We start from the raw sequence: 24,804 nt of genomic DNA, 5'->3' as shown, positions 1-24,804 counted from the left end.
GCGACTCCCACTCGATCCAGCACCGGCACGCCCGCATGCAGTCGGGCCCGTCCGCGACGGCGGGCCCGCCCCCACCCTCCTCCGCTCGATCGGAGTCACCGCATGTCACGACGCCTCCCCCTGCTGCTCAGCGCCGCCCTCGCGACGGCCGCGCTGACCGCCGTCCCCGCGGCCCGGGCCGACCCGATACCCGCCGCGGCGCCCGCCGTCACCGCCGGCTCGGGCACCCAGCCCTTCGCCTCGTACTGGTACCCCAACAGCATCCTGACCTGGGACCCGGCCACCGACCCGGACGCCCGCTTCAACCGCTCCCGCGTCCCGCTCCAGCCGCGCACCGGCGACCCGGCGCTGCGGGCCAACCCCAACGCCCGTGCCGGTGAAGGGAAGATCGCCTCCCTGGTCTCCTTCGGTCCCACCTCCAACAACCCCTCGCAGGGTTCCGCCGATCCCAACTACTACGCCTTCGGCTACTGGCAGTACGTCGACAAGCTGGTGTTCTGGGGCGGTTCGGCCGGCGAGGGCCTGATCCTCGCCCCCAACCCGACCGTGATCGACGCCGCCCACCGCAACGGCGTCAAGGTGTACGGCACGGTCTTCTTCCCGCCCGGCGCGTACGGCGGCCAGCTCCAGTGGGTGCGCGACTTCGTCCAGAAGTCCGGCAGCCGCTACCCCGTCGCCGACAAGCTCGTCCAGGCCGCGCAGTACTACGGTTTCGACGGCTGGTTCATCAACCAGGAGACCGGCGGCGGCGATTCGGCGCTGGCGGGCGAAGTGCGCAACCTGATGCAGTACAGCAAGGCGCAGAGCGGCACCGAGTTCATGTGGTACGACGCGATGACCACCTCCGGCTCCGTCAACTGGCAGAACGCCCTCACCTCCGCCAACTCGCCCTTCCTGCAAGAGGGTTCCAAGCGGACCTCGGACTCGATGTTCCTGAACTTCGGCTGGTCGGCGAGCGGCCTGAACTCCTCCCGGGCGCTGGCCCGGCAGCTCGGCCGCAGCGAGTACGACCTCTACTCCGGCATCGACACCGAGGCCAACGGCTACAACACCGGCGTGGACTGGAGCACCCTCTTCCCGTCCGGGCAGCCGCACACCACCTCGCTCGGCCTCTACCGCCCGGAGTGGACCTGGAAGTCCGCCACCGACCGCGCCGACTTCTACGCCAAGGACGCCCGCTACTGGGTCGGCGCCAACAACGACCCGTCCCGGATCGACCTCTCGGCGGGCTGGCCCGGGCTGGCCGGTTACGTGGCCGAGTCCTCGCCGATCACCGCCAAGCCCTTCGTCACCAACTTCGACACGGGACAGGGCGACTTCTACAACGCGGCCGGTACTCGGGTCGCCACCGGCGGCTGGAACAACCTCTCGCTCCAGGACGTCCCGCCCACCTACCGCTGGATGGTGGAGTCGACCGGCAGCAGGCTCACCCCGTCCGTCGACTTCACCGACGCCTACCAGGGCGGCTCCTCACTGCGGTTGAGCGGAAAGCTCGACGCCGCCAACACCGTACGGCTGTACCAGACCAAGCTGCCGGTCGCCGCGACCACCAGGCTGGACCTGGTGGTCAAGACCCCGGCCGCCGGGCCCACGAAGCTCAAGGCCGCCGTGTCGTTCACGGACTCGCCGAGCAGCTTCAGCACGGTCGACGTCGGCGCCAACACCGGCAGCGGCTGGGAACGGCACACCCTCGACCTTTCTCCGTACGCGGGCCGCACCGTCGCCCAGATCGCCCTGCGGGTCGAGGGCAGCGACCCGGCGTACGACCTCCGGGTCGGACAGATCGCCCTCTACGACGGTGCGGTGGAGACCCCGGCGGCGCCGGCCGGCCTCACCGTGCTCGGCGCGAGCGACGTCACCGCCGGTACCAGCCAGTCCCTGCGGCTGTCCTGGACGGCGGCGCCCGGCGGCAACGTCCACCACTACGAGGTCTACCGGCGCAACGCGGACGGCAGCCGCAGCTTCCTCGGAGCCACGCCCAACGACGCGTACTTCGTCGGGCGGCTCGACCGGGCGGGCGGCGAGAACGCCACCACGCTCGACGTCGAAGCGGTGTCCACCACCTACGGCCGCTCGGCCGCCGCCTCCACCACGGTGAGCTGGAACGGCACCCCGCCGACCTCCGTCAACCTGGCGCTCAACCGCCCGGCCACCGCCTCCGGCCAGTGCAACGCCAACGAGGGCCCGGCCAAGGCCGTCAACGGCAGCGTCGGCGGCGGGACCGGCGACAAGTGGTGCGCGCTGACCTCCGCCAAGTGGCTGGAGGTGGACCTCGGTTCGGCGAAGCAGCTGTCGAAGTTCGTGGTCAAGCACGCGGCGGCGGGCGGCGAGAGCGCCTCGTACAACACCCGTGACTTCGCCATCCAGGTCCGCTCGGGTGCGAACGACCCCTGGACGACCGTCGCCGACGTCACCGGGAACACGGCCGGCACCACCACCCACCCGGTGAACACCACCGCCCGCTACGTCCGGCTGGTGGTCAACACGCCGACCCAGAACGGCGATCCGGCCGCCCGCGTCTACGAGTTCGAGGCCTGGGGCGCGTAGCTCCGCCGTCCCGCGCTGCCCAGCGCTGCCCTGTCCGAGGAAAGGAAGCACCCCCGTGCCGGTCACCATCACCGCCGTCGAGAGCACCGATCTGTTCGTCGGCCCCGAGGACGCCCCGCGCCAAGTGCTGCGGGTGACGTTGGAGGGCCCGGCCGCCCGGATCACGGTCAGCGGCCCGGGCGTCCGCGGCGAGGCGACCGGCACGGGGTCGGTCGAGGTCCCGCTGGAGATCGGCGGGGCCTCGCCCGGCGACCGGCTGCCCGTCACCGTGCGGGCCTCGGACGCCGTCGCGGAGGCGAGCGTGGACGTCGCTGAGCCCGGCTGGACGATGTTCCTGGTCTCGCACTTCCACTACGACCCGGTCTGGTGGAACACCCAGGCCGCCTACACCTCCCCGTGGGAACTGCTCTCCGCCGACGCCACCACCCGGCCGCTGTGGGAGCGCAACGGCTTCGCCCTCGTCGACGCGCATCTGGACCTCGCCCTGCGGGACCCGGTGTACAAGTTCGTGCTCGCCGAAGTCGACTACCTGAAGCCGTACTTCGACCAGCACCCGGAGCGCCGCGAGACCCTGCGGCTGCTGCTGGAACGCGGCCAGGTCGAACTCGTCGGCGGCACCTACAACGAGCCGAACACCAACCTCACCGGCGCGGAGACCACCATCCGCAACATCGTCCACGGCATCGGCTACCAGCGTGACATCCTCGGCGGCGACCCGCGGACCGCCTGGCAGCTCGACGTGTTCGGGCACGACCCGCAGTTCCCCGGCCACCTCGCCGCGGCCGGCCTCACCGGCAGCGCCTGGGCTCGCGGCCCCTTCCACCAGTGGGGCCCGATCCAGAAGAACTTCCGGGAGGCCAAGGACGACGCCCGGGTGATGCAGTTCCCGAGCGAGTTCGAGTGGATCGCCCCCGGCGGCGAGGGCGTGCTCACCCATTACATGCCGCACCACTACTCGGCCGGCTGGTGGATGGACTCCTCCCCGGACCTCGCCACCGCCGAACAGGCCGTCTACGAGCTGTACCGCAAGCTCAAGCCCGTCGGGGCGACGAAGAACCTGCTGCTGCCGGTGGGAACGGACTACACCCCGCCGAACAAGTGGGTCACCGAGATCCACCGCTCCTGGGCCGCCAAGTACCTCTGGCCCCGGTTCGTCTGCGCCGTCCCGCGCGACTTCCTCGACGCCGTCCGCGCCGAACTCGCCGCCACCGGAAGGCGGCCCAGCCCGCAGACCCGCGACATGAACCCGGTGTACACCGGCAAGGACGTCTCCTACATCGACACCAAGCAGGCCCAACGAGCCGGCGAGGTCGCGGCCGTGGACGCGGAGAAGCTCGCCACGCTCGCCTCCGTGCACGGCCTCGGCCGCTACCCGGCCGCCGCGCTCGACAAGGTCTGGCGCCAACTCGCCTACGGCGCCCACCACGACGCGATCACCGGCTCCGAGTCCGACCAGGTGTACCTGGACCTGCTCGGTGGCTGGCGGGAGGCGTACGACCTGGCGTCCGGCGTACGCGACGCGGCTCTGGACGCCCTCGCGGGGCGGATCTGCACGGCGGGGGCGGGACCCGCCACGAGCGCGGGACCCACGGCGAGTGCGGGACCGGCCGCGGGCGCGGGCTCGGCGATCGTGGTGACCAACACGCTCTCCTTCGACCGGACCGACCTCGTCACGGTCGAACTGCCGGACGGCATGCGGTCGGTGCGAGTGCTCGACGACCGGGGCGAGCCCGTGCCGAGCGCCGTCGACCGGGGGACGCTGCGCTTCCTGGCCGCCGAGGTGCCAGCGCTCGGCTGGCGCACCTGGCGACTGGTGGAGGGCGCGGCGGAGCAGCCGTGGACGGCGGCCGACGGCTTCGTGATCGAGGGCGACCGGTACCGCGTCACCGCCGACCCGGCGCGCGGTGGCGGGCTCACCTCGGTCCACGACCTGCCGAACCGAAGGGAGTTGATCCAGGAGGGCCGGATCGGCAACGAGCTGCGGGTGTACGAGGAGTACCCGCAGCACCCCGACTTCGGCGAGGGCCCCTGGCACCTGGTGCCCAGCGGTCCGGTCGTCGGTTCGGGCGACGGCGAGGCGTCCGTCCGCCGGGAGACCGGGCCGCTCGGCGAGCGCCTCGTGATCGAGGGCACGGTCGACTCCGTCCGGTACGAGCAGACCGTCACGCTCTGGCGCGGCCTCGACCGGGTGGACTGCCGCACCCGGGTGGTGGACCACTCCGGCGCCGACCGGCTGCTGCGGCTGCGCTTCCCGGTGGACGTCCCCGGCGGCCTGCCGGTCAGCGAGGTCGCGGGCGCGGTCGTCGGGCGCGGCTTCGCGATGCCGGACGTGGACTCGGCGGAGGCGCCGTGGACCCTGGACAACCCCGCCAACACCTGGTTCGGGCTCGGCGCCACCGCGCGCGTCGACCTCACCGACGCACTGGGTGCGGCGGCCGGCTCGCGCGCCCTCGGGGTGGCGGAGGTCGTCGTCCCCGCGCTGGACGACGCCGCCGACGCCCGTCCGCTGGTGGTCGCGCTCGCCCGGGTCGGGGTCACCGCCACCACCTCGGGGGCGGACTGGGCGCGGTACGGCTGGCTGGAGGTGGACTCCAATCTGCCGGACTTCCGGATCGTCGTCGGTGGGCCCGAAGTCAACAATGCGGCGCGGGAGTTGATCTCGCTGGCGGGGGAGGAGTACGCCGCCGCCCTGAAGGCGCACGGCGCGGTGTGGGTGCCCGCCGTGACCCCGCTCGCCGAGGCTTGGCGGCCGGACGCCGACCTGCGCGACCTGCGGGCGCTGCCGGCGCTCGTCGTCTCCGACGTGGCGGCGCTGGTCGACGACCTGGCCGACGCCCGGATCACCGCCGTCTGCCCGTCCCCGGTCCAGGAGCAACTGGCCGACCGCACCGTCGCGTTGCTGAGCTTCGGGCTGCCCGGCTTCGCCGTCGACACCACCGGCGCCCTGCACCTGTCACTGATGCGCTCCTGCACCGGCTGGCCCTCGGGAGTCTGGATCGACCCGCCCCGGCGCACCCTGCCCGACGGCACGTCCTTCCAACTCCAGCACTGGACCCATGAGTTCAGCTACGCACTGGTGGGAGGGGACGGCGACTGGCGGGACCGGACACTGCCCGCCCAGGGCCAGGAGTTCAACCACCCGCTGTACGCCCGGATCGCCCCGGCGCAGGACGGGCCGCTGCCCGCCACCCTGTCCTGGCTGCGGGTCGAGCCGCAGCGCGAGGTGCTGCTCGGGACGCTCAAACCGGCCGGCAACCCGATCGCGCACGGCTCGACGTCGCCACTCGGGCGCGAACTGACCGTCCGGCTCGTCGAATCCACCGGCCTCGGGCGCACGGCGCGGCTCGTCGGCGCGCTCGGCCTGGGCGAGATCCGGGCCGCGGACCTGCTGGAACGACCGCTTCCCTCCGGCGACTCCGCTCTCGACCTCGCCGGTTCGCAGATCGCCACCCTGCTCGCGACCCCGGCCGTCACCGCCCCGGCGTCCGCGACGGACCTCGGCCCGACCGCGGAGCCCGCCCAGCCCGTCCACGCCCGCTACTGGCTCCACAACCGGGGCCCGGCCCCGCTCGGCTACCTGCCGGTGTCCGTCGGCGCCTCGCCCGGGCTGCTGCGAACGGCGGGGGAGCCGGTGACGCTGTCGGTCGCGCTCTCCTCCCAGCTCCGCGATGCCGCCGTTGAGGGCACGGCCGTCGTGCTGCCGCCCGAGGGCTGGACGACCGGCCTCGGCAGCCGCCCGTACCGACTGGAGGCCGGCGGACACCTGCGCTTCCCGGTCACCGTCACCCCGCCGGCCGGGGCCGAGCCCGGGCTGTACTTCGCCGCCGTCCGCATCGAGCACGACGGCCAGCGGATCGAGGACGTGGTGACCATCGCCGTCGGCGAGCTGCCCGACCTGCTCCCCGTCCCCGGCGACACTCCCGAGGACTGGACGATCGCCCAGGGCACCAAGGCCACCACCGGCCGCGACACCGGGCTGGACGTCGAAGTCTCCACCGAGACCCTGCGTGTGGCCCCCGGCGGCCGGGCCACCCTGTCCCTCGTCCTCACCAACCGCACGCGCGGCGAGATCCGCGGCGAACTCCAGCTCGTCTCCCCGTGGGGCACCTGGGAGGCCATCGCCGACCCCGTCCGCGGCTTCACCGCCCCGGCCGGAACCGCCACGACCGTCGACTTCCCCGTCGCCGTCCCCGAATCCACCGACCCGGGCGCGTACTGGGCCCTCGCCAAGGTCATGTGGTTCGGCCGCTGCCAGTACGCCCCGACCGCCGCCCTGGTGGTGGAGGCATGACCACGCTCGGCCTGCTCGACGGACGCCCGCTCCCGCGGACGGCGCTCGACCACCGCCTCGCCGCCCTGCGGAACGGCCCGCGCGCCACCGCCCTGCCGCAGCCCGGCAGTTCGGAGGACCGCCAGCTCACCCGGTGGGTCGCCCAGGTCCTGCTGACCGAGGCGCTGTGCGAGGCGGTCGCCGCCGAACGCCGGCTGCCCGTGGCCCCCGACGGCCCCGCCCGCCTCGACCAGCAGGCCGCCGTCGAACTCGGCTCCATCACGGCGGCCGCCTTCGAGGGCAACCCGGCCGTCCGCGCCGTCTACGCGGCCGTCACCGCCGACGTCGAACCCGCACCCGCCGACATCGCCCACTACCGCACCATGACCACCCGCCCACCGGCGGAGCGCTGGCACCTCGCCCTCCCCGACGGCGAACTGGAGGCCGACCCGGACACCCTCCCGACCGCCCTCGCCGAAGCCCTCCGCACCGCCCCGCCCGGCACATGGGTCACCGCCGGCCCCTGGAAAGCCGCCCTGCTCACCGTGACCACGCCCCCGGAGCCCCCCGACCCCGCCCCCGCCCTCCGCGACGCCTCCCGCCGCGCCGCCTTCGTCCGCTGGCTCGACCACGCACGCGCCCGCCGCCTCACCCTGGTCGAAGGCCTGGAACACCCCGGCGACCCCGCCCAACCCGACAACCACCACCGGCACTGAGAACCGCGCACCTCGCCTGCCGCGCCTCGCCTGCCGCGCCTCGGAGAGAGGCGCGGCAGGCGTCCGGTGCCCGTGGCGTCGGACGGTGAACCTCTCGATGGTGGACTACTCGACGGTGAACTTGTCGTGGGGGACGCCCGCCGCCCAGACGGCCTCGAAGGCCGCGGAGCAGAGGTCCACCGCGGCCCGGTCCTCCGTGAAGGCGTGGCCCGCCCAGTCGCCGTCGCCCGTGAACCAGTGGAAGAGCACCAGTCGCCGGTCGATCAGCCAGAAGTCGTTGCCCGGGAGGGCGATGGTCGATGCCCGGCTCCGGGGCAGCCACCGGACCTGTTCGCCGGCCGCGAGGTTGACGGGGGTGACGGCGTGCTCGTACCTGATGTAGTCGGTCACCGGCTCCGAGACGATCCGGGCGCGGCGCAGGACGACACCCCGGGAGACCGCGTCCTCCACCAGGGGGATCCACGTCGGCCAGAACGAGGTGTTCGGGTCGTTGTCCACCTCGCCGGTCCTCCTGAAGCGGTCGAAGGGCTCGACCTCCTCGCCGACCGAGTAGGTGTCGCGCATCTCCAGGTGCGCGGCGGAGCGCGTGGCGCCCCTCAGCAGCTCGGCGAAGTCGGGTGCGCTCTGCGTCATCACAAGCCTTCCTCGGGGTCGGGACCGTTCCCAGCGGGACGCGGACCACATTCTCGCCGCCGGGGCACCGACGGTGCGGCCGTTCGCCCGATGACGCCCGCCGGGCCCGGGAGTCGGTGCGGCGGGCGTGCGCGGACAAACGGCGGCGGAGGGACGAAGCTGGTGGGAGCGCCGGGGCGCGGGTGACGCCCGCCGCCCGCCGCCCGCCGTTGGCCTCCGACTTCCGGCCTCCGACATCCGGCCTTCGGCCTTCGACTCCGTACGGAAGGGTTCTCCACCATGGCTGCCACCTCGTCCACCTCCTCCGACGGCCTGCAGCGCGCCGTGCTGGTCGCAGCCCCGGGGGCGGCGCCCGAACTGTCCGAGGTGCCGGTCCGCGAACCGGGGCGCGGGGCGGTGCGCGTCGCCGTCGAGGCGTGCGGCGTCTGCCACTCCGACCTCCTGATCGCCGGTGGCGCCCTGCCGGGCACGACGTTCCCGGTCACCCCCGGTCATGAGATCGCGGGCCGCATCGACGCCCTCGGCGAGGGGGTGGAGGGCTGGAAGGTCGGTGACCGGGTCGCCGTCGGCTGGTACGGCGGCAGCTGCGGCCGTTGTGACGCCTGCCGTTCGGGTGACGGCATCCACTGCCCCGAGCTGCAGGTCCCCGGGGCGGCCTACCCCGGGGGTTACGCCGACAGTGTCGTCGTCCCGGCCATGGCCCTGGCCGCGATCCCCGACGGGCTGACCGCCGCCGAGGCGGCCCCGCTGGCCTGCGCCGGGATCACCGTCTTCAACGCCCTGCGCCGCTCCGCCGCCGGGCCCGGCGACACGGTCGCGGTCCTGGGCCTGGGCGGGCTCGGCCATCTGGGGGTGCAGTTCGCCCGCGCGATGGGCTTCCGTACGGTGGCCGTCGCACGCGGTGCGGAGAAGGAGCCGCTGGCGCACGAGCTCGGCGCCGAGCACTACATCGACAGCACCGCCGGTGACGTCGCCGGGGCCCTGCGGTCGCTCGGCGGCGCGAAGGTGGTCCTGTCCACGGTCACCAACGCCGACGCCATGTCCGCCGTCGTCGACGGGCTCGGTCGGCGCGGCGAGCTCGTCGTCGTCGGCGTCTCCGCCGACGCCCTCCCGATCAGCCCGCTGCAGCTGATCACCGGGGACCGGAGGGTCTACGGCCACTCCTCGGGCACGGCCGTCGACACCGAGGACACCCTGCGTTTCGCCGCCCGAACCGGCGTGCGGGCGTGGATCGAGGAGGTGCCGCTGGAGGAGACCGCGGCTGCGGTGGCCAGGATGGCCGGCGGCCGGGCCCGCTTCCGCATGGTCGTCACCACCGGGCGCTGATCCCCGGCCGCCGCACCCTGGTTGCCGCGCCCCGGCCCGCTGTGCCCTGCGTTGCTGCCCCGATGATCACCGCCCGGGGGCGGTCCCGCAGGCCGCCGTGGTGAGGAAGGCCGTGACGGCGGTCTTGGCGGCGCGCGGGTCGGAGCGGTCGAACGGGTTGTGGGAGAGCGCGAGTTGGCGTCGGCCGTCGGCCGTGCCGGCGGCCATCGTCGAGTAGCCGGGGAGGTCTCCGCTGTGGCCCCAGAACACCCCGCACGGGGTGTCGAAGCGGGCCAGCCCCAGTCCGTAGCCGCGTCCCGGTCCGGCGTCCGCCGTCCTGGTCATCTCGGCGAGTTCGGCGGGGCGCAGCAGCCGGCCGTCCAGGAGGGCGGCGATGAACCGGTTGAGGTCGGCGGCGCTGGAGATGCCCTGCCCGGCGGCGCCCATGACGGACGGGTTGAGCTCGGTGACGTCCACCGGTCCGGTCGAGAGCTTCACGTAGCCGTGGGCGTGGGGGCCGGGCAGCCGCGGCGACAGGCCGGGCATGGTGGTGTCGCGCAGTCCCAGTGGCCGGATGATCCGCTGCTCGACCTCCCGCTGCCAGGAGCGACCGGTGACCTTCTCGATGAGCAGGCCGGCGAGCAGGTAGTTGGTGTTGGAGTAGTGCCAGCCCTGCCCCGGCGGGAAGTACGGGGCACGGCCGTTGGCGAGCGCGAGCAGGTCGGCAGGCCGGTAGGTGTGCCAGCGCGGTCCGGCCAGCCAGCTGCGGTACTGGTCCTCGTCCTGGGGATCCATGCCGGGAGCATCGGTGTAGTTGTACAACCCGCTGGTGTGGTTGAGCAGTTGGCGGACGGTGATGGCCGCGCCGTTCGGCACCGCGCCGGGAAGGCGGGCGTCGACCGGGTCGTCCAGGGCGATGCGCCGCTCGGCGGAGAGCTGGAGCACGACGGTGGCGACGAAGGTCTTGGTGACGCTGCCGATCCTGAACCGGGCTTGCGCGGGCACCGCCGCTCCGGTGACCGGGTCGGCCACCCCGGCGCGCCCGCGCCAGACGGTCCGCCCGTCCTGGCGGACCTCGCCGACGGAGGCCGAGGAGCCGCCGTCGACGATGCCCCGCAAGGTGGTGCTCAGCGCGGTGGACTCGGCACTGTCCGGAAGGAACTCCCACTCCTCGTCGGCGGGTTGGATCACGACCGGGGGTCCGGCGGAGGGTGCGGCAAAGCCCGTCGTGGCGCCGGCGCCGAGCAGCGCGGTGGCGGCCAGGAGTGCGGCGGCCGAGCGGATGCCGGCCCTCGATGTGCGCGGATGTGGCGTCATGTCTGCTTCCCTCCCCTGTCGGGGGCGCGTCGCCGCCCCTCTTGCCGAGTCTGCCGGTGGGCCTCCGGCCGCGGCATCCACCGGAGGTGCTGCCCGGCATCCTCCCCGGGGTCGGGGTGCGCTCGAAGTCCCCATCCCCCAGGCGTACTTCACCCCGCTTGGAGGTCCGGGGCGGGGTCGGAGCGGGAACGGAACGGGCAGGGCGGCGGGGCGGGGCGCGCTGTTTCCCTGTGCGGCCGAACTGTTATGACGGACCATCAGGAAATGACCGTTCGGAGATTCCGGTGTCCGAAGCGGACAGCACCCGTCGCAGGACGGTGAGCAGCCGCCCGTCCTCGGCGGGAGCTTGCCGTGCCCGCCAGGCGATGTGGCCGTCCGGGCGGACGAGGACGGCGCCGGTGGGCGGGAGGCCGGCGGCCCCGGACCGGTCGGGTGCCGGCAGTGCGTGCACGGTGACCGGCAGTCCTGCCGCCGCGGCGGTGGCCGCCTGTCGCCGCCAGGCGGTGTCCCCGGTGGCCGTGAGGAGGGTGAAGCCCGGCCCGACCAGGTCCAGGGTGGACGCGGCCCCGGGCGGGCCGGCGAGCCGCAGGTGGGGCAGGCGGGTGCCGGGTGTGCCGTCGGGGTGTTCGAGGCCGGAGAGGCCGGGGTCCAGGGGCGGGAGCGCGGGGTCGGCCGGGTCGGTGAGGACCGCCGTCGAGCGGTAGGCGGCGGTGAGCAGCAGTTCGTCGTCGATCCGGTAGCCGGCCCGGGCACGGGAGTTGGCGAGCGAGATGTCGACGACCTGCCGGGCCACCGGGCGGCGTTCGGCCTCGTAGGTGTCCAGCAGTGCCTCGCCGGCCGTCCCGGCGGTGACCGCCGCGAGCTTCCAGGCGAGGTTGTCCGCGTCGCCGATGCCGGTGTTCATGCCGTGCCCGCCGGTCGGCGGCACCACATGGGCGGCGTCGCCCGCGAGCAGCACCCGCGCGCTTCGGTAGGTGTCGGCGAGGCGGGCGTCCATCCGCCAGGTCATGGTGTCCTGGACGGTGACCGCGAGCTCGGGCAGCCCGGCGGCGTCCCGGACCAGCCGGGCGAGCGCCCGGTGGTCGGCCGACAGGGCGGCGGCGTCCTCGCGTCCGGGATCGTACGGGTACTGGTAGATCCACTGCCGGTCGTTGTCGACGGCGAGGAAGCCGCCGCGGCCCGGCTCGGTGAGGAAGTACGAGGCGCTGGCGCGGTCGGCGACGACCTCGCCGAGCGGCGCCTCGAAGCGGACGCTCAGGTAGTGGCCGAGGCCGGTCGGCCCCGTCATCGCGATCCCGGCCGCCTCGCGGACGGTGCTCGACGCGCCGTCGCAGCCGACCAGCCGGTCGGCGCGCACGGTGCGGCGCTCGCCGGAGTCCCGGTCCTCCAGCAGGGCGTGGACGTGTCCGTCCCGTTGGGTGAAGGAGAGCAGGCGGGTGGCGAACCGGACGCCGTCCGGGGCGAGTCGGCGGGCGCGCCGCAGCAGGACGGCCTCCAGGGCGTCCTGCGGGCAGATCAGCCCCGGGGAGGGGGTTCGCTCGGCGCTCTCCGCCGGGCCGCCGGCCAGGCCGGTGCGGACGAAGTCCGGGTCGACCAGGTCGCGGCCCCGGTAGAAGAACACCTGGGAGGCCGGGAGTCCGGCCCGCCGGATCTCCTCCTCCAGGCCGCACCGCCGGAAGACCTCCATCGAACGGGCCGACACCCCGCGGGCCTTGGGGTGGCGCGAGGTGCCGGGGTGCGCCTCGACGAGCAGGTGCGGCACGCCGTGGCCGGACAGCAGGACGGACAGGGTCAGGCCGACCGGGCCCGCGCCGACGACGAGCACGGACGTGGTCTCCGGGAATTGCATGCCACCACTCCTCGGTAACGCCTAATGGGAGTTTTTGAAGTTACCATGGTCCGGACGGCAACCCCTCCGAGATTCCTAGGCGACCCATGGCCCGGTCCGACTCCCCGCCCCCGCCCCCGCGCAGGCCTCAGCCCCAGCCCAAGTCCGAGTCCGAACCCAAGTCCGAGTCCGAACCCAAGTCCGTGTCCGAGTCCAAGCCCCAGGGCACCGATGCCGGCAACCCCCGCGGTCTCCACTTCCTCGCCGAGCTCGCGAACACCGTCCGCGAGGACCCCGGCGCGGGCGCCGCCGAACTCCAGGCCCTCCTGGAGCGCCACGGCGGCCCGCCCTTCCGGCTCACCGACGCCGACGCCCGCGAACTGCGCGAGGCCACCGCCGAGGTGATCGCCGTCCTCGACACGGACGACCCGGACCGGGCGGCCGAACTGATCAACGCCCTGCTCGACCGCCACCCGGCCAGCCCCCGCCTGGTCCGCCTCCCCGGCCGGCCCTGGTCCCTGCACACCCGCGCCCCCGCCGACGCCGGCCTCACCCACTGGCTGCTCTCCACCGCCGCCCTCGCCCTCGGCCTGTGGCTCGGCGAACGCGGCGGCTGCGCCTGGGGCCGCTGCGCCGCCCCGGGCTGCGAACGCTTCTTCATCGACACCGGCCGCCGCACCCCGCAGCGCTACTGCACCCCGCGCTGCGCCACCCGCGTCCGCGTCGCCGCCCACCGCGCGCAGCGGGAGGACCGGGTCTGAGGGCGGGGGAGGAGGCCGTTCCCCGCCCCCGCCGCGGCCGAACCCCCGCGCTGGGTTCGTACACCGATCCGGTCCGGCGACCCCACCCCCATGGTGCGGGACGTACCCCTTGGGTCGCCCGTACCGGCCCGGTGCCCCCGGGGCGGTCGGCCGTCGCCCGCGCCCGACTCCGCCGTTGACGACGGTCGTTCGACTACGTCACGCTCGTCGGACCGCCGAGGACGGGCCGTCGGCCGTACCGCGGGCCGCACGCCGCGAGCCCTCGCGCCGCCCGACGCCCCGGCCCGGATGTCCACCGTGCACCCGTGTGGAGGTACCGCCATGTCCAAGCGCCGTCTCGCCGTCCCCGGAGCCGCCGTCGCCGCTCTGACCCTCGCCGCCCTGCTCCTCCCGGCCACCGGCGCCCACGCCGCGCCGCCCGCCGACTCGTGCACCCAGAACTGGAGCGTCAGCTCCGGCGAGGGCTACGCGAACGGCAAGTGGTGCAACAACAACACCAAGGTCGTCGGCACGGTGCACGACACCAAGGCGGACGGCCGCTGTCCGTACGTGCGCGGCAACCTCTCCAACGGCGGCCGCGTCGACAGCGACTGGGCCGGCGGCAAGGGCAAGTCCCGCGCCATCACCCTCTACGCCCCCTCGGGCACCCACTTCACCAGCGTCACCATGCGCTCCATCGGCTGCTGACGCCGACGCCGGGCGGGCGGGTGTCACCGGAAGCCTCTTCGGGGTTCCCTCAGGGATGCTGATACGCCGTCGGAAGCAGGCTCCCGGCCGTCTCTCCTCCTGCGCACCGACGACCGCCCCGGGCTGCGCGTGATGCCCTGGACGGGACCACGGCCGGCACGCCGCCCGAACCGCACCCGGGACTTCCGGCGGAGGCCGCGGCCGCGAGAGGAGAAGCCTCGTGAACCCGCCCGCCCAGCACCGCACCTGCAGCCGCAGCCGTACCCGCCCGCCCGGCCTCGGCGCGTCAGCCGTCGCCATCGCCGTCGCACTCGGCACGTCCGCCCTCGGCACGGCCGCCCTCCCGGCGTCCGCCCACGCCGCGCTGGCCCGCCCGAACCCCGTCCAGCAGCGCCTCGACGCGCTCGTCGCCCAGGACGGCGTGCCGGGCGCACTGGCCGCCGTCCGCGACCGCGACGGCCGGACCCGGAACCTCACCGCCGGGGTCGGCGACCTCACGACCGGAGCGCGGGTGCCCGTCGACGGCCAGATCCGGGTCGGCAGCAACACCAAGGCGTTCACCGCCACCGTCGTCCTGCAGCTCGTGGCCGAGGGCAAGGTCGACCTGGACGCCCCCCTCGACACCTACCTGCCCGGGGTCGTCCGCGGCACGGCCGGCCGCGCCCCCGCCGACGGACGGATCATCACCGTCCGTCAGATCCTCCAGCACACCAGCGGCCTGCCCGAGTACACCGCGCTGCTCGGCGACCAGGAGGCCACCCGATACTACGAGCCGCGCGAGCTGCTCGACCTCGCGCTCGGCCAGGCCCCCGACTTCGCCCCCGGCACCGGCTGGAAGTACAGCAACACCGGGTACGTGGTGGCCGGCCTGATCATCCAGAAGGTCACCGGCCGACCCGCCGGCGAGGAGATCACCCGACGCGTGATCGACCGCATCGGCCTGCGCCACACCTACTTCCCGGCCCAGGGCGACATGTCCGTCCACGAGCGCCACCCGCACGGCTACCTCACCGAACAGCCCGGCAGTGCCCCGCTGGACGTCACCGAGGAGGACCCCTCCTGGGCCTGGACCGCCGGAGCGCTGGTCTCCACCAACACCGACCTCAACCGCTTCTTCCTCGCCCTCCTCAGCGGCGAACTGCTGCCCCCGGCGCAGCTCGCCCAGATGCGCACCACCGTCCCCGCCGAGTACATGGGCCCGGGCGCCCGGTACGGACTGGGCATCGCCGGCCGCCCGCTGTCCTGCGGCGGCCTGTACTGGGGCCACGGCGGCTCCATTCCGGGCTACGTCACCCGCGGCGGCGCCACCGAGGACGGCCGCGCCGCCGACGTCGCGGTGACCACCACCCCGTCACCCGAGGTCAAGCAGCGCGTGGCCGACGCGGTCGACGCCGCCCTGTGCAGCTGAGGCCCTGGGCCGCGCTCCCGACGCACGTCGGCCCCCTCCGGATTCGGAGGGGGCCGACGTACTGCCGCAGCGGGCGGGAGCTGAAGAAGCTACCCGGCGGCCGCCTTCCGGAGTTCCCGGACCAGCCTCGCCAACAGCCGCCCATAGTCACGGAATTCGCTGACGGTGACCGCGTCCTGATCGTTCTCCACCGTCACCGAATCGAGCAGACCGTCAAGTCTGGCGAGATCCTCGGCAAGGTCCCCGAGTTCCGGGACGTCCCGGGCCCGGGTCCGGCCCTTGAACACGCTGACCGCGATTCCCGCGATGTGGGTGTCCAGTCGCAGGAGCTCGAAGCCCGCGTCGATGAATTTCAGGCTCTTCGGATAGCCCGGGAAAGGGTGGTCGCGAAACTCGGTGTACGCGGCCAGGAAGCCCGGGTCGTCAGTCCCACCAGGTGACAATCTTTCCGTCCTTCGTGAAGACTCCCGTGCCTCCCATGAGGCCGCCGTCGATCCTAACGCCCATCTCCCCGTTCGCGAGGCGTTCATCGGTGCGGGGAGCCTTCGGATCCGCGAAGAGCTTCTTGGCTTCCGCGGTGTACTCGGCGAAGGTGCGGCCCTTGCCGTGCTTGCCCAGGTGGTGCTCCGCGGTCTCCATGAGGGTCATGTTGGTTCCGTACCAGTCGTCGAGCGCCTTGGCGTCCGCGCCACAGAGCTTGAACGGCTGCTTCCCGGCGTTGTGGACCAGGACCGGGATGTTCCCCGCCACGACGAAGTACGTGTGCAGGTTCTGGACCGTCAGGTTGTAGGCGGGCTGCAGGGTGCTGAGGTCCGCGACACTCTCGACGCGCACGGCCTGGCCGGACGGCGTCCGCAATGCGTCCCCGGCCTTCAGGTCGCCGGCGTCGACCCAGTCCTTGCGGTCGTCCGACCAGAAGGGGTGATGGTCCGTGCTGGTGAGCGAACCGCCGCCGACGAGGGTGAGGCGGGTGAAGTCCCGGTCGTCCGGAGTGTAGATGACGTCTTCGACCCGTCGGGGCTGCGGCAGTGCCGTGCCCGGGTCGGCGGCGAGGACAGTGTCCCCGGGCCTGATCGTCTCGATGGGCCGGCTGCTGCCGTCGCCCATGAGGACCCGGGTGCCCGCGGGGAAGCTGTTCGGCAATGGGCACGAGTCCGGGAGCCGCTTGAACAGCTTCTGGATGAACTCGACGGCCTTCTCGCCCCAGGACCCGAACTTCTTCGTCCACTGGACGAACTTGGCGACCAGGGCTGCGTCACCCGCGATGGGGATGGCACCGATGCACGAGGTGGTCGCGTCCTTCATATTGCCTTCGACGGCGTAGTACGCGCAGTTGATCAGGTCGGCGATGTCGGCCAGGCCGGGCGCGAAGATTCCGCCGACTCCTCCGATGACGTCCAGGGTGAAGTGGATGCCCTCGGAGATGATGCGGTAGAGGGAGTTCGCCTCGTCGTTCTTCTCCTTCTGCTTCTTGATCTCCTCTTCGATCGCCTTGACGGCGTCCTGCTTCTGCTGCGTCTCCTTCTGTTCCTTGGCCGTCCGCTCGGCCTCGGCGGCCTCGCGCTTGGCCTTCTCGACGGCTTCGGCGGCGGCCTTCTGCTCCGCCTCGTACTTGCCCTGGTAGGCACCGAAGGCGTCGTCGGCAGCGGCTTGGGCGGCGGTGGCGTCCTTGCCCGCGGCCTCCGCCGAGGCCCGCGCCGAGGCTGCGGCGCCGTACGCGCTCTCCGCGTCCATCTGGGCCGCCCGCGCGGACCCGGCGGCCTGCTTGGCCGAGTAGGAGGCCCTCGCCGCGTCCCGCCGGGCCGAGCCCTCCGCGGCCTTGGCGGCCTGGGAGGCCTTGGCGGCCGAATCGGCGGCGGCCTGGGCCCGGTCGGCGGAGGCCTGGGCGTTGGTGACGTAGTCCGCCGCGGTGGTGGCCGCCTGCTGAGCGGTGGCGGCGAAGCCCTTGGCCTGCTCTGCGGCACCGACGGCGGTGGCGGCAGCGCTCTGGGCCTGGGCGGCGACCTGCTGTGCGCGGGCCGAGGCGGCGGCGGCCTGGGCGATCAGTGAGGTGACGTCGGCGACGTGCACGGCCGCCAACTGGTCCTTGCGCTGGGCGCTGTACTGGCCCTCGGCGACGAAGGCGCGCAGCTTGGCCGCCGGTCCTTCGAGGGCGATGTTGGCGGCGGCCTTCCGCTCGTCGCCCGCAGAGTCCGCGAGCTGGGCGGTGGTCAGGCGGTCATCGGCGCTCTGGGCGTCGGAGTACCCCTTGTCCAGGAAGTCCCGCAGTGCCTCGGGGGTGTTGGTCTTCAGTGCGGCGAGGCCGGCGGCCTTGACGGCCGGGCCGGCGGTGTCGGTGATCCGGGCGATCCGGAGGCGGTTGTCGGGAGCCGCGGCCTGGTACTGACCGGTGGCCACGAACGTGGTGACGGCGGCACTACCGGCGCTGATTGCGTCGAAGGCGGCGGCCCGGACCGCGGTGTTCTCGGAGTTCCAGTACAGGTCGTCGGTCTGCGCGCGGTCGTCCTGCTCGGCGGCCTTGGCACGGCCGGTCTTGACGTAGGAGAGCACGGCGACGTTCGAGCCCGCGAGGGCGGCCTCGGCGGCGGCGGCGCCCCAGGGGCCGGAGATCTTGCGCGAGAGCAGGGCGAGCTTGCGCCCGTCCGTCGCGACCTGATCTGGCGTGGCGCCGGGCTGGGCCGCGAGCTGGGCGAGGCGGGTGGCCTCGGCCCCTGCCTTCTGGACCTCCTGACGGGCCTGGTCGACCTCGGTCTGCTTGTCGGCCTCGGCGATCCGCTCGGTCTTTGCCACCTCGAGCGCGGCGGCGGTGCGGTTCTTGAGGTCCTCGGCCTCGGTGCGGCGGGCCAGCTCCTGGACCTGGTTGGCCTTGTCGACCGCGTCCTTGGACTCCTGCGCGAAGCCCGCGGCGGCGCTCGCGTGGTTGACGGAGTCCTGCGCGGCGGTGGCGCTCTGACCGGCGTGGTCGGCGGCGTCCCGGGCGGCCTGGGCGGCAGCCGCGGCGTGGCCTGCGGCGGAGGTGAGGAGCGTCTTGGCGTCGTTGGCGGCCTGCGCGGCCTCGCCGGCCAGGGCCTGGGAAGCGGCGGCGGCACGGCCGGCCTCGGCGGCCTGGCGGCGGGTGGCCTCGGCCGCGCGCTTGGCCTTGGCGGACTGGGCTCCGGCACGGCCTGCGGCGTCACCGGCCTGGTCGGCAGATCCCGCGGCGAGGTCGGCGTTGCCCCTGGCGCTGAGCGCGGCCCCGGCCGCGGTCTTGCTGTCCTCGGAGGCCTTGTTGGCCTGCTCCAGGGACTTCTGGGACTCTGCGGCGATCTTGGCCGCGGCGTCCGCGGCCTCCGCGGCCTGGCGGGCGGCGGACGCCTTGCTCGCGTCGCCGGCCGCGTCCGCGGCGGCGCTGCGGGCCCGGGCGGCGGCCTGCGACGCGGCGGAGGCGGCAGCGGCGGCCTGCGAGGCGGCGTAGGCGGCGGTCCGGGCGGACCCGTTGGCCGACCTGGCGGCGGCGATGGCCGTCTGCGCGGCGTTGCCGGCGCGGGTGGCGGCGCTGGCCGCCTTGTCGGCGGCGAGGCCGGCCTTGACGGTGTCGTTCCCGGCGGCCACGGTCTCCTGGGCCGCCCTGGCCGCGTCCTCCTGGGCCAGGCGGGCGGTCTCCACGGCCTTGTTGGAGGCCTCGACGGCGGCCTTGGACTCGACCACCGCCTGGTCGCTGGCCGTTCTGGCCTGCTGGGCGAGCTGGGCGATGCTAGCCCGCTCCAAGTCGCGGTTCTGGGCGACGTACTGTCCAACCGTCAGGAACTCGCGGACGTCCTCGATGGACCCGTTGAGCGCGTTCCTGGCGGCGGCCTGGGTGTTGGGCCCGCCGGCGCTGAGGATCTGGACCAGCTTGACCCGGTCGTCGGCGTCGCGGGCCTGGTACTGGCCGTCTGTCAGGAAGGCCTTGACGTCATCGATCGTGCCCTTGAGGGCAGCCTCGCCCGCGGCCTTGACGCCCGGGCCCGCGCCGTCGATGGTCCGGGCGGTCCAGACCCGCTGGTCGGTCTCCAGAGCCGGCTGCCAGCCGCTGGTCAGGTAGGTGTCCAGCTCGGCGGGGGTGCCCACGATGGCCTTGCCCGCGGTCTCCCTGACCTTCGGTCCACCGAGGTCGAAGATCTGGGCGACGTCGAGGAGTTGGTCGGAACGGCGGGCGTTCGCCAGCTCGGTGTCGAGGAAGCGCCGGACGTCCTGGTCGGAGCCGATGAGTGCTGTCTCGGCGAGCTTTTGGACGGTCGGGCCGCCGGAGAGCCAGGCGGCGACCGCGCGGCTGCGCTCGCTCTCCGGCACCGCGGGACCTCCGGACGGATCCACCGCGAGGGCGGGCACACCGGTGCTGAGCAAGCCTGTCATGAGTGTCAAGGGCAGCAGCCGGACGCACAGTGTACGTAGCGAGAGTATTGCGCGCCTCCCTCCGCCGCGTGAACGAACGTCAAAACTTCGCACGAGAACCCTCCATTGAGATCCGCCGGTCGATATCTGGCGCAGTGGAGCGTATACCGGGCGTCGCCGGTGCGGGCAACCTTTTGGCAGGTGACCCGGTCGTGCCGTCAGGCTGCCATGGATATAGCCGTATGCCACATTGATGAAGAGTCAGTCAAAACAGACATTCCGTGCGTGTGGGATGTCAAGCAGTCAAAACATCTCCGTGTGGGTCGACTTGTCAAATCGTTGTCATCGAGAGCGTTGCACAGCCGTCCCATGGCCTACTATTTGCCTTCGCATTGTCATCACAGGCCAGGGCTGTCGACTTCGTTTCTCCGACGAACATCGGCGGCCCTTTCCTGCGCCCTTCCAGAGGGTTGCCGCCCGCCCGTCGGACCGGTGGAAGACCCTTGAACGCCCATCGAGAGGAATACCCGTGAACCCTCGCATAATCAGGTGGATTGCTGCCGGTGCTGTCGCGGCGAGCGCCACCCTCACGGCTTCGGCGCTGGCTAGCGCGGACGTCGCGCCTGCCGACAACTCGTCGGCGCCGCCGGCCGTCGAGGACTTCAACTACCCTGGCCCCTCGCCGTTTCCCAACGTGAACCTGCTGCGCGGCGACGGTCACATCCTGCTGGCCGACTGCAACGTCGATGCGCAGATCCGGGTGATCAGCATGGAGCTGCCGGCCGACAAGGGCAACCAGATCTGCTTCCGTGCCACGGCCAACACCGGTTACCTCGCGGTGGAGGTCCCCAACGTGATCCACATCAGGGCCGAGCAGCACCCGGTCAGCGCCAAGGTCACGGCTGAGGGCGTGTCTCGCACCGTTGAGATCGCCAAGAATGACGGCGCGAGCATCGGCATGGGCAGTAGCACCAACCGGGTGCCGACCACGCTGCTCGAACTGCGTGTCACCGGCTGACCCGGATGCCGTCCATTCCTCCTGGTCCCTCGGAGCCTTCCTTGTCTCGCAACCGTCCAGGTACCACGCGCAGCGAAGGTCGGACCTCCGGTGTGCGCTGGTTCGTCGCCGCCGTCGCGGCCGTGGCCGCCGCTGTGGGCGGCTCCGCGCTCGCCACCGCGGACACCACGCCTCCGCCACCTCCGACCGCCGAGGCCGCCATGCCGCCGGCCGTCGAGGACTTCTCCTACCCCGGCGCAGCCGGCATCAGCAAGGTCAAGCTGGTACGCGGCGACAGCAGCATCCTGCTGGGCGACTGCTCCAAGCCCACGCAGATCCAGCTGTGGACCCGCGCGCCTGGCAACCCCGACAACAGGATCTGCTTCACGTCCACCGCCACGAGCGGCTTCCTGACGCTTGAGCTGCCGGACGTGTACTTCGTGCAGACCTCGGGCCGTTCCGTGCGGGTGGGGCTCACCGCCGCGGGCGCTTCCCAGAGCGTGGACGTGCCCAAGGACGGCTTCAAGGCCATCGGCGAGGGCCTGGGCCAGGCCCCGACCACCCTGGTCGAACTGCGCGTCACCGGCTGAGCCGGACGCCCTATCCATCCAACCGACTGAAGGACAACGAGAATGCTCCACAGGACCTCGTCCCGCTCCCGTCGGGCGGGAGTGCTGGTCGCGGCCGCTGCCGCCGGCACGTTGAGCAGCTTCACTCCGGCCGTTGCCGTCCCCGGTGACACGCCCGCCGACGGTACCTACGCCGCCACCGCCCGGATCGTCGTCGGTGACCACCTGCGCGGCTGCACCGGCACGCTGGTGGACCGCTACTGGGTGCTCACCGCCGCGTCGTGCTTCTCCGACGACCCGGCGCAGCCGCAGGCCCTGGTGGCCGGCGCGCCGAAGTGGACCACCACCGTGACGGTGGGCGCGAAGTCGGCCCAGGTGGCCGAGCTGGTGCCGCGTACGGACCGTGACCTGGTGATGGCTCGCCTCGCCACGCCCGTGGACGGTGTCGCTCCGCTGGCGCTGGCGACCTCCGCTCCGACGGCCGGGCAGTCGCTGCGTGTTCCCGGTTTCGGCCGGACCAAGGACGAGTGGGTGCCGGGCAAGCTCCACTCCGGTGTCTTCAGCCTCGACTCCGTGGCCGCGACGGGCATCGGCACCACCGGTACCGGTGGTGCGGCGGTCTGCAAGGGCGACACCGGGGCCCCGGCGATCCGCGAGGTCAACGGAAAGGCCGAGCTGGTGGCCGTGGCCTCCCGCTCGTGGCAGGGCGGCTGCCTGGGCACCCCGGCCACTGAGACCCGCACCGGCGCCTACAGCTCCCGGGTCGACAACCTCGGCGACTGGGTGAACGACCTGCGCTACCGCACGGCGGAGGTCAAGGCCGGCCTGCACTTGCAGATCATCGACATCAACAGCAGGGTGTGGAACACCGTCGACGACTCCAAGGGCGGCTGGCTGGGCAGCTGGTCGACCGCCAGCAGCCCTTCGCCGACCGCCGTGGACAGCGTCGCCATCGGTGACACCGTGCACGTCTACGCCGTCGGTTCCGACGGCAAGGTCTACACCCACGACGGCAAGGTCGGTGGCGCGTGGACCCCGTGGGTCGAGGTGCCGGGCGGCGCCGGCGGCGCCCAGGGCATCACCGCCGCGGTCCGCGGCAACACCGTCAGCCTCCAGATCATCGGCTCCGACGGCTCCCTCTACAGCACCCACGCCGACTACGCGGCCGGCGGCTGGCGCGGAAGCTGGGAGCAGGTCGGCGTCAACAAGCTGAAGTCCATCACCAGCACCACCACCGCGGACGGCGTCGTCCACGTCTTCGCCATCAACGAGGACCTTCGCGTCTACGGCCGTGACAACAGGCCCGACGGCAGCTGGACCCCGTGGGGCGAGATCCCCGGCGGCGCCGTCAGCGTCCAGGGCATCACCGCCGCCGCCCGCGGCAACACCGTCGACCTCCAGATCATCGGCGGCGCCGGCGACCTGTTCACCACCTACGGCCACTTCGACCTCGGCCACTGGGACCCGCAGTGGCAGAAGGTCAGCGAGAACCGCCTGAAGGCCATCTCCAGCAGCGTCGAGGGCAACGTCGTCCACCTCGTCGCCGTCAACGAGGACACCAAGGTCTACACCCGCGACGCCGACTACAACGCCGGCAACTGGACGCCGTGGGTCGAGGTCCCCGGCGGTGCCACCGGCGTGAAGGCGATCACCGCCGCCACCACCGGCTGACCCGGCCCGCACCACGTCCCGCCGGGCCGGCCGCCATCCGGCCGCCGGTCCGGCGGGGCACCCACTTCTCGTACTCCTCAGGGGGGAATTCCTGATGTCCCGCAAGTCCCAGGTCCGCGCCCGTCGGGCGGGTGTGCTGGTCGCGGCCGCCGCCGCCGGCACGCTGAGCAGCTTCACTCCGGCCGGTGCCGTGGTCGGCGACCCGGCCGCCGACGGTTCCTACGCCTCCACCGCGCGGCTGGTGATCGGTGACAACCTGCGCGGCTGCACCGGTGCGCTGGTGGACCGCTACTGGGTGGTCACGGCCGCGTCGTGCTTCTCCGACGACCCCGCCCAGCCGCAGGCGCTCGCCGCGGGTGCGCCGAAGTGGAAGACGACCGTGACGGTGGGCGCGAAGTCGGCCCAGGTGGCCGAGTTGGTGCCGCGTACGGATCGTGACCTGGTGATGGCGCGTCTGGCCACGGCGGTGGACGGTGTCGCGGTGCTGCCGCTGGCGACCACCGCGCCGACGGCCGGGCAGTCGCTGCGTGTTCCCGGCTTCGGCCGGACCAAGGACGAGTGGGTGCCGTCCAAGCTCCACACCGGTGTCTTCAGCCTCGACACCGTGAGCGCGAATGGCATCGGCATCACCGGCACCGGTGGCGCGGCGGTCTGCAAGGGCGACACCGGCGCCCCGGCGATCCGTGAGGTCAACGGAAAGGCCGAACTGGTCGCCGTCGCCTCCCGCTCCTGGCAGGGCGGCTGCCTGGGCACCCCGGCCACCGAGACCCGCACCGGCGCCTACAGCTCCCGGGTCGACGACCTCGGCGCCTGGGTCAAGCAGGTGAAGGCCTCCCGTCCGGCCAGCGAGCTGTTCGCGCTCGGCGGGGACAGCAAGATCTGGACCAACGAGGGCGCGTACACCACGAACGTGTGGGGCACCTTCGACGCGGTGCCGGACAGCATCGGCACGCGTCAGGTCAGCGCGGTCACCATGGGCGACAAGGTGCGCCTGTTCACGATCGGTGGCGACCAGCGGATCTGGACCGCCGCGAAGGACAGCACCACCGGCACCTGGAGCCCGCTCCAGCCCGTGCCGAACAACAGCGGCATGCGGCAGGTGACCGCCGTCGCCATGGGCGACACGGTCCGGCTGTACGCGATCGGCGGCGACCAGCGCATCTACACTGCCGCGGGCAACGACACCACCGGCACCTGGACCGGGTTCGAGGCCCTGCCCAGCAGCTCCATCAAGCAGGTGACCGCCACCGCCGTCGGCAACACCGTGCGCCTGTTCGCGATCGGCGGCGACGACAAGATCTGGACCACCACCGGCGACTACACCGCCGGGACGTGGACCACCTTCGAGCAGATCGCCAGCAGCTCCATCCGGCACATCGCCGCCACCACGGTCGGCAGCACGGTGCGCCTGTTCGCCGTCGGCGGCGACCAGCAGATCTGGACCACCGACAGCACCGCCAACGGCCCCTGGACCACCTTCGACCAGGTGCCCGGCGTTCTGGGCGTCAAGCAGGTCGCCACCACCACCATCGGCGACACCGTCCGGCTGTTCGCGATCGGCACCGACGACGCGATCTGGACCGCCGACAAGAAGGCCGACGGCAGCTGGACCACCTTCTACAAGGTCGACAGCAGCGCCATCCAGGGCATCGCCGCCACCACCGGCTGACCCGCCCCGCACCCGTTGCCCCGCGGGGGCCGTCGGCACGAGACCGACCGCCCCCGCGGGTCTCCGCAGGCCC

Annotated in this window: 16 protein-coding genes; 11 read left to right on the top strand and 5 right to left on the bottom strand. The window is 73.0% G+C overall.

The annotated features are described in order from the left end of the window. Nucleotides 1–102 precede the first annotated feature (102 nt). Genes ACFVVA_RS07620 through ACFVVA_RS07610 form a run of 3 tightly spaced genes read left to right on the top strand, consistent with a single transcriptional unit; the run spans nucleotide 103 to nucleotide 7,533 of the window. The gene (locus ACFVVA_RS07620) at nucleotides 103–2,547 is read left to right on the top strand and encodes a discoidin domain-containing protein (RefSeq protein WP_387686691.1); all 2,445 of its coding nucleotides are present in this window, start codon (nucleotides 103–105) and stop codon (nucleotides 2,545–2,547) included. 55 nt (nucleotides 2,548–2,602) lie between these two features. Next, nucleotides 2,603–6,838, top strand: coding sequence for an NEW3 domain-containing protein (locus ACFVVA_RS07615; RefSeq protein WP_387686688.1), 4,236 nt, complete (start codon nucleotides 2,603–2,605; stop codon nucleotides 6,836–6,838). Beyond that, entirely contained in the window at nucleotides 6,835–7,533 is a 699-nt protein-coding gene (locus ACFVVA_RS07610) for a hypothetical protein (protein WP_387686685.1), read from the top strand. Before ACFVVA_RS07615 ends, ACFVVA_RS07610 begins: the two co-directional genes overlap by 4 nt. Before the next feature lie 105 nt (nucleotides 7,534–7,638). Here ACFVVA_RS07610 and ACFVVA_RS07605 read toward each other — a convergent pair whose 3' ends face one another. Next, complete coding sequence (locus ACFVVA_RS07605; RefSeq protein ID WP_387686682.1) at nucleotides 7,639–8,166, bottom strand: DUF6879 family protein; 528 nt, start codon at nucleotides 8,164–8,166, stop codon at nucleotides 7,639–7,641. A gap of 279 nt (nucleotides 8,167–8,445) precedes the next feature. Here ACFVVA_RS07605 and ACFVVA_RS07600 point away from each other — a divergent pair, with 279 nt between their 5' ends. After that, nucleotides 8,446–9,492 carry an alcohol dehydrogenase catalytic domain-containing protein gene (locus tag ACFVVA_RS07600; RefSeq protein WP_387686679.1) on the top strand — a complete coding sequence of 349 codons (1,047 nt, stop codon included), beginning with the start codon at nucleotides 8,446–8,448 and terminating at the stop codon, nucleotides 9,490–9,492. Between the two features lie 66 nt (nucleotides 9,493–9,558). On the opposite strand, the gene ACFVVA_RS07595 is transcribed toward ACFVVA_RS07600, so the two are convergent. Next, on the bottom strand, nucleotides 9,559–10,788 hold the full coding sequence (locus ACFVVA_RS07595) for a serine hydrolase domain-containing protein (protein WP_387686676.1): 1,230 nt from the start codon (nucleotides 10,786–10,788) through the stop codon (nucleotides 9,559–9,561). A 244-nt stretch (nucleotides 10,789–11,032) separates the two neighbouring features. Beyond that, a complete protein-coding gene (locus tag ACFVVA_RS07590) occupies nucleotides 11,033–12,637 on the bottom strand; it encodes an FAD-dependent monooxygenase (RefSeq protein WP_387686674.1) in 1,605 nt (534 codons plus the stop codon). A gap of 182 nt (nucleotides 12,638–12,819) precedes the next feature. Here ACFVVA_RS07590 and ACFVVA_RS07585 point away from each other — a divergent pair, with 182 nt between their 5' ends. From ACFVVA_RS07585 to ACFVVA_RS07575, 3 genes are all read left to right on the top strand, one after another. Further along, on the top strand, nucleotides 12,820–13,377 hold the full coding sequence (locus ACFVVA_RS07585; protein WP_387686672.1) for a CGNR zinc finger domain-containing protein: 558 nt from the start codon (nucleotides 12,820–12,822) through the stop codon (nucleotides 13,375–13,377). 321 nt (nucleotides 13,378–13,698) lie between these two features. After that, entirely contained in the window at nucleotides 13,699–14,064 is a 366-nt protein-coding gene (locus ACFVVA_RS07580) for a hypothetical protein (protein ID WP_387686669.1), read from the top strand. 220 nt (nucleotides 14,065–14,284) lie between these two features. Continuing rightward, nucleotides 14,285–15,472 (top strand): serine hydrolase domain-containing protein, encoded by a 1,188-nt coding sequence (locus ACFVVA_RS07575; protein ID WP_387686666.1) that lies wholly within the window; start codon nucleotides 14,285–14,287, stop codon nucleotides 15,470–15,472. A gap of 89 nt (nucleotides 15,473–15,561) precedes the next feature. Here ACFVVA_RS07575 and ACFVVA_RS07570 read toward each other — a convergent pair whose 3' ends face one another. Both ACFVVA_RS07570 and ACFVVA_RS07565 read right to left on the bottom strand, forming a co-directional pair. Next, entirely contained in the window at nucleotides 15,562–15,915 is a 354-nt protein-coding gene (locus tag ACFVVA_RS07570; RefSeq protein WP_387686663.1) for a hypothetical protein, read from the bottom strand. Next, complete coding sequence (locus tag ACFVVA_RS07565) at nucleotides 15,896–19,846, bottom strand: polymorphic toxin-type HINT domain-containing protein (RefSeq protein ID WP_387686660.1); 3,951 nt, start codon at nucleotides 19,844–19,846, stop codon at nucleotides 15,896–15,898. Before ACFVVA_RS07565 ends, ACFVVA_RS07570 begins: the two co-directional genes overlap by 20 nt. 508 nt (nucleotides 19,847–20,354) lie before the next feature. Between ACFVVA_RS07565 and ACFVVA_RS07560 the strand changes: the two genes are divergently transcribed. The 4 genes from ACFVVA_RS07560 to ACFVVA_RS07545 all read left to right on the top strand — a co-directional run bounded on the left by ACFVVA_RS07560 (nucleotide 20,355) and on the right by ACFVVA_RS07545 (nucleotide 24,731). Next, nucleotides 20,355–20,843, top strand: a complete 489-nt coding sequence (locus ACFVVA_RS07560) for a hypothetical protein (protein ID WP_387686657.1) — start codon at nucleotides 20,355–20,357, stop codon at nucleotides 20,841–20,843. Between the two features lie 92 nt (nucleotides 20,844–20,935). Then, complete coding sequence (locus tag ACFVVA_RS07555; protein WP_387686654.1) at nucleotides 20,936–21,412, top strand: hypothetical protein; 477 nt, start codon at nucleotides 20,936–20,938, stop codon at nucleotides 21,410–21,412. A 42-nt stretch (nucleotides 21,413–21,454) separates the two neighbouring features. Continuing rightward, complete coding sequence (locus ACFVVA_RS07550; protein ID WP_387686652.1) at nucleotides 21,455–23,062, top strand: trypsin-like serine protease; 1,608 nt, start codon at nucleotides 21,455–21,457, stop codon at nucleotides 23,060–23,062. Between the two features lie 94 nt (nucleotides 23,063–23,156). After that, nucleotides 23,157–24,731 carry a trypsin-like serine protease gene (locus ACFVVA_RS07545; RefSeq protein ID WP_387686650.1) on the top strand — a complete coding sequence of 525 codons (1,575 nt, stop codon included), beginning with the start codon at nucleotides 23,157–23,159 and terminating at the stop codon, nucleotides 24,729–24,731. Nucleotides 24,732–24,804 lie beyond the last annotated feature (73 nt).

Origin of the sequence: Kitasatospora sp. NPDC058048, from assembly GCF_042885555.1 — a bacterium.
Classification (GTDB): Bacteria; Actinomycetota; Actinomycetes; order Streptomycetales; family Streptomycetaceae; genus Kitasatospora; species Kitasatospora lactacystinica.
Note: the sequence above shows the minus strand (reverse complement) of the source record. Positions and strands in the feature narration are given on the sequence as shown.

Excerpts from the sequence above, each read along its gene's own strand:
- ACFVVA_RS07590 (WP_387686674.1), bottom strand. The coding sequence starts at position 12,637 with ATGCAATTCCCGGAGACCACGTCCGTGCTCGTCGTCGGCGCGGGCCCG.
- ACFVVA_RS07610 (WP_387686685.1), top strand. The coding sequence starts at position 6,835 with ATGACCACGCTCGGCCTGCTCGACGGACGCCCGCTCCCGCGGACGGCG.
- ACFVVA_RS07565 (WP_387686660.1), bottom strand. The coding sequence starts at position 19,846 with ATGACAGGCTTGCTCAGCACCGGTGTGCCCGCCCTCGCGGTGGATCCG.
- ACFVVA_RS07545 (WP_387686650.1), top strand. The coding sequence starts at position 23,157 with ATGTCCCGCAAGTCCCAGGTCCGCGCCCGTCGGGCGGGTGTGCTGGTC.
- ACFVVA_RS07600 (WP_387686679.1), top strand. The coding sequence starts at position 8,446 with ATGGCTGCCACCTCGTCCACCTCCTCCGACGGCCTGCAGCGCGCCGTG.
- ACFVVA_RS07550 (WP_387686652.1), top strand. The coding sequence starts at position 21,455 with ATGCTCCACAGGACCTCGTCCCGCTCCCGTCGGGCGGGAGTGCTGGTC.
- ACFVVA_RS07605 (WP_387686682.1), bottom strand. The coding sequence starts at position 8,166 with ATGACGCAGAGCGCACCCGACTTCGCCGAGCTGCTGAGGGGCGCCACG.
- ACFVVA_RS07595 (WP_387686676.1), bottom strand. The coding sequence starts at position 10,788 with ATGACGCCACATCCGCGCACATCGAGGGCCGGCATCCGCTCGGCCGCC.
- ACFVVA_RS07580 (WP_387686669.1), top strand. The coding sequence starts at position 13,699 with ATGTCCAAGCGCCGTCTCGCCGTCCCCGGAGCCGCCGTCGCCGCTCTG.
- ACFVVA_RS07620 (WP_387686691.1), top strand. The coding sequence starts at position 103 with ATGTCACGACGCCTCCCCCTGCTGCTCAGCGCCGCCCTCGCGACGGCC.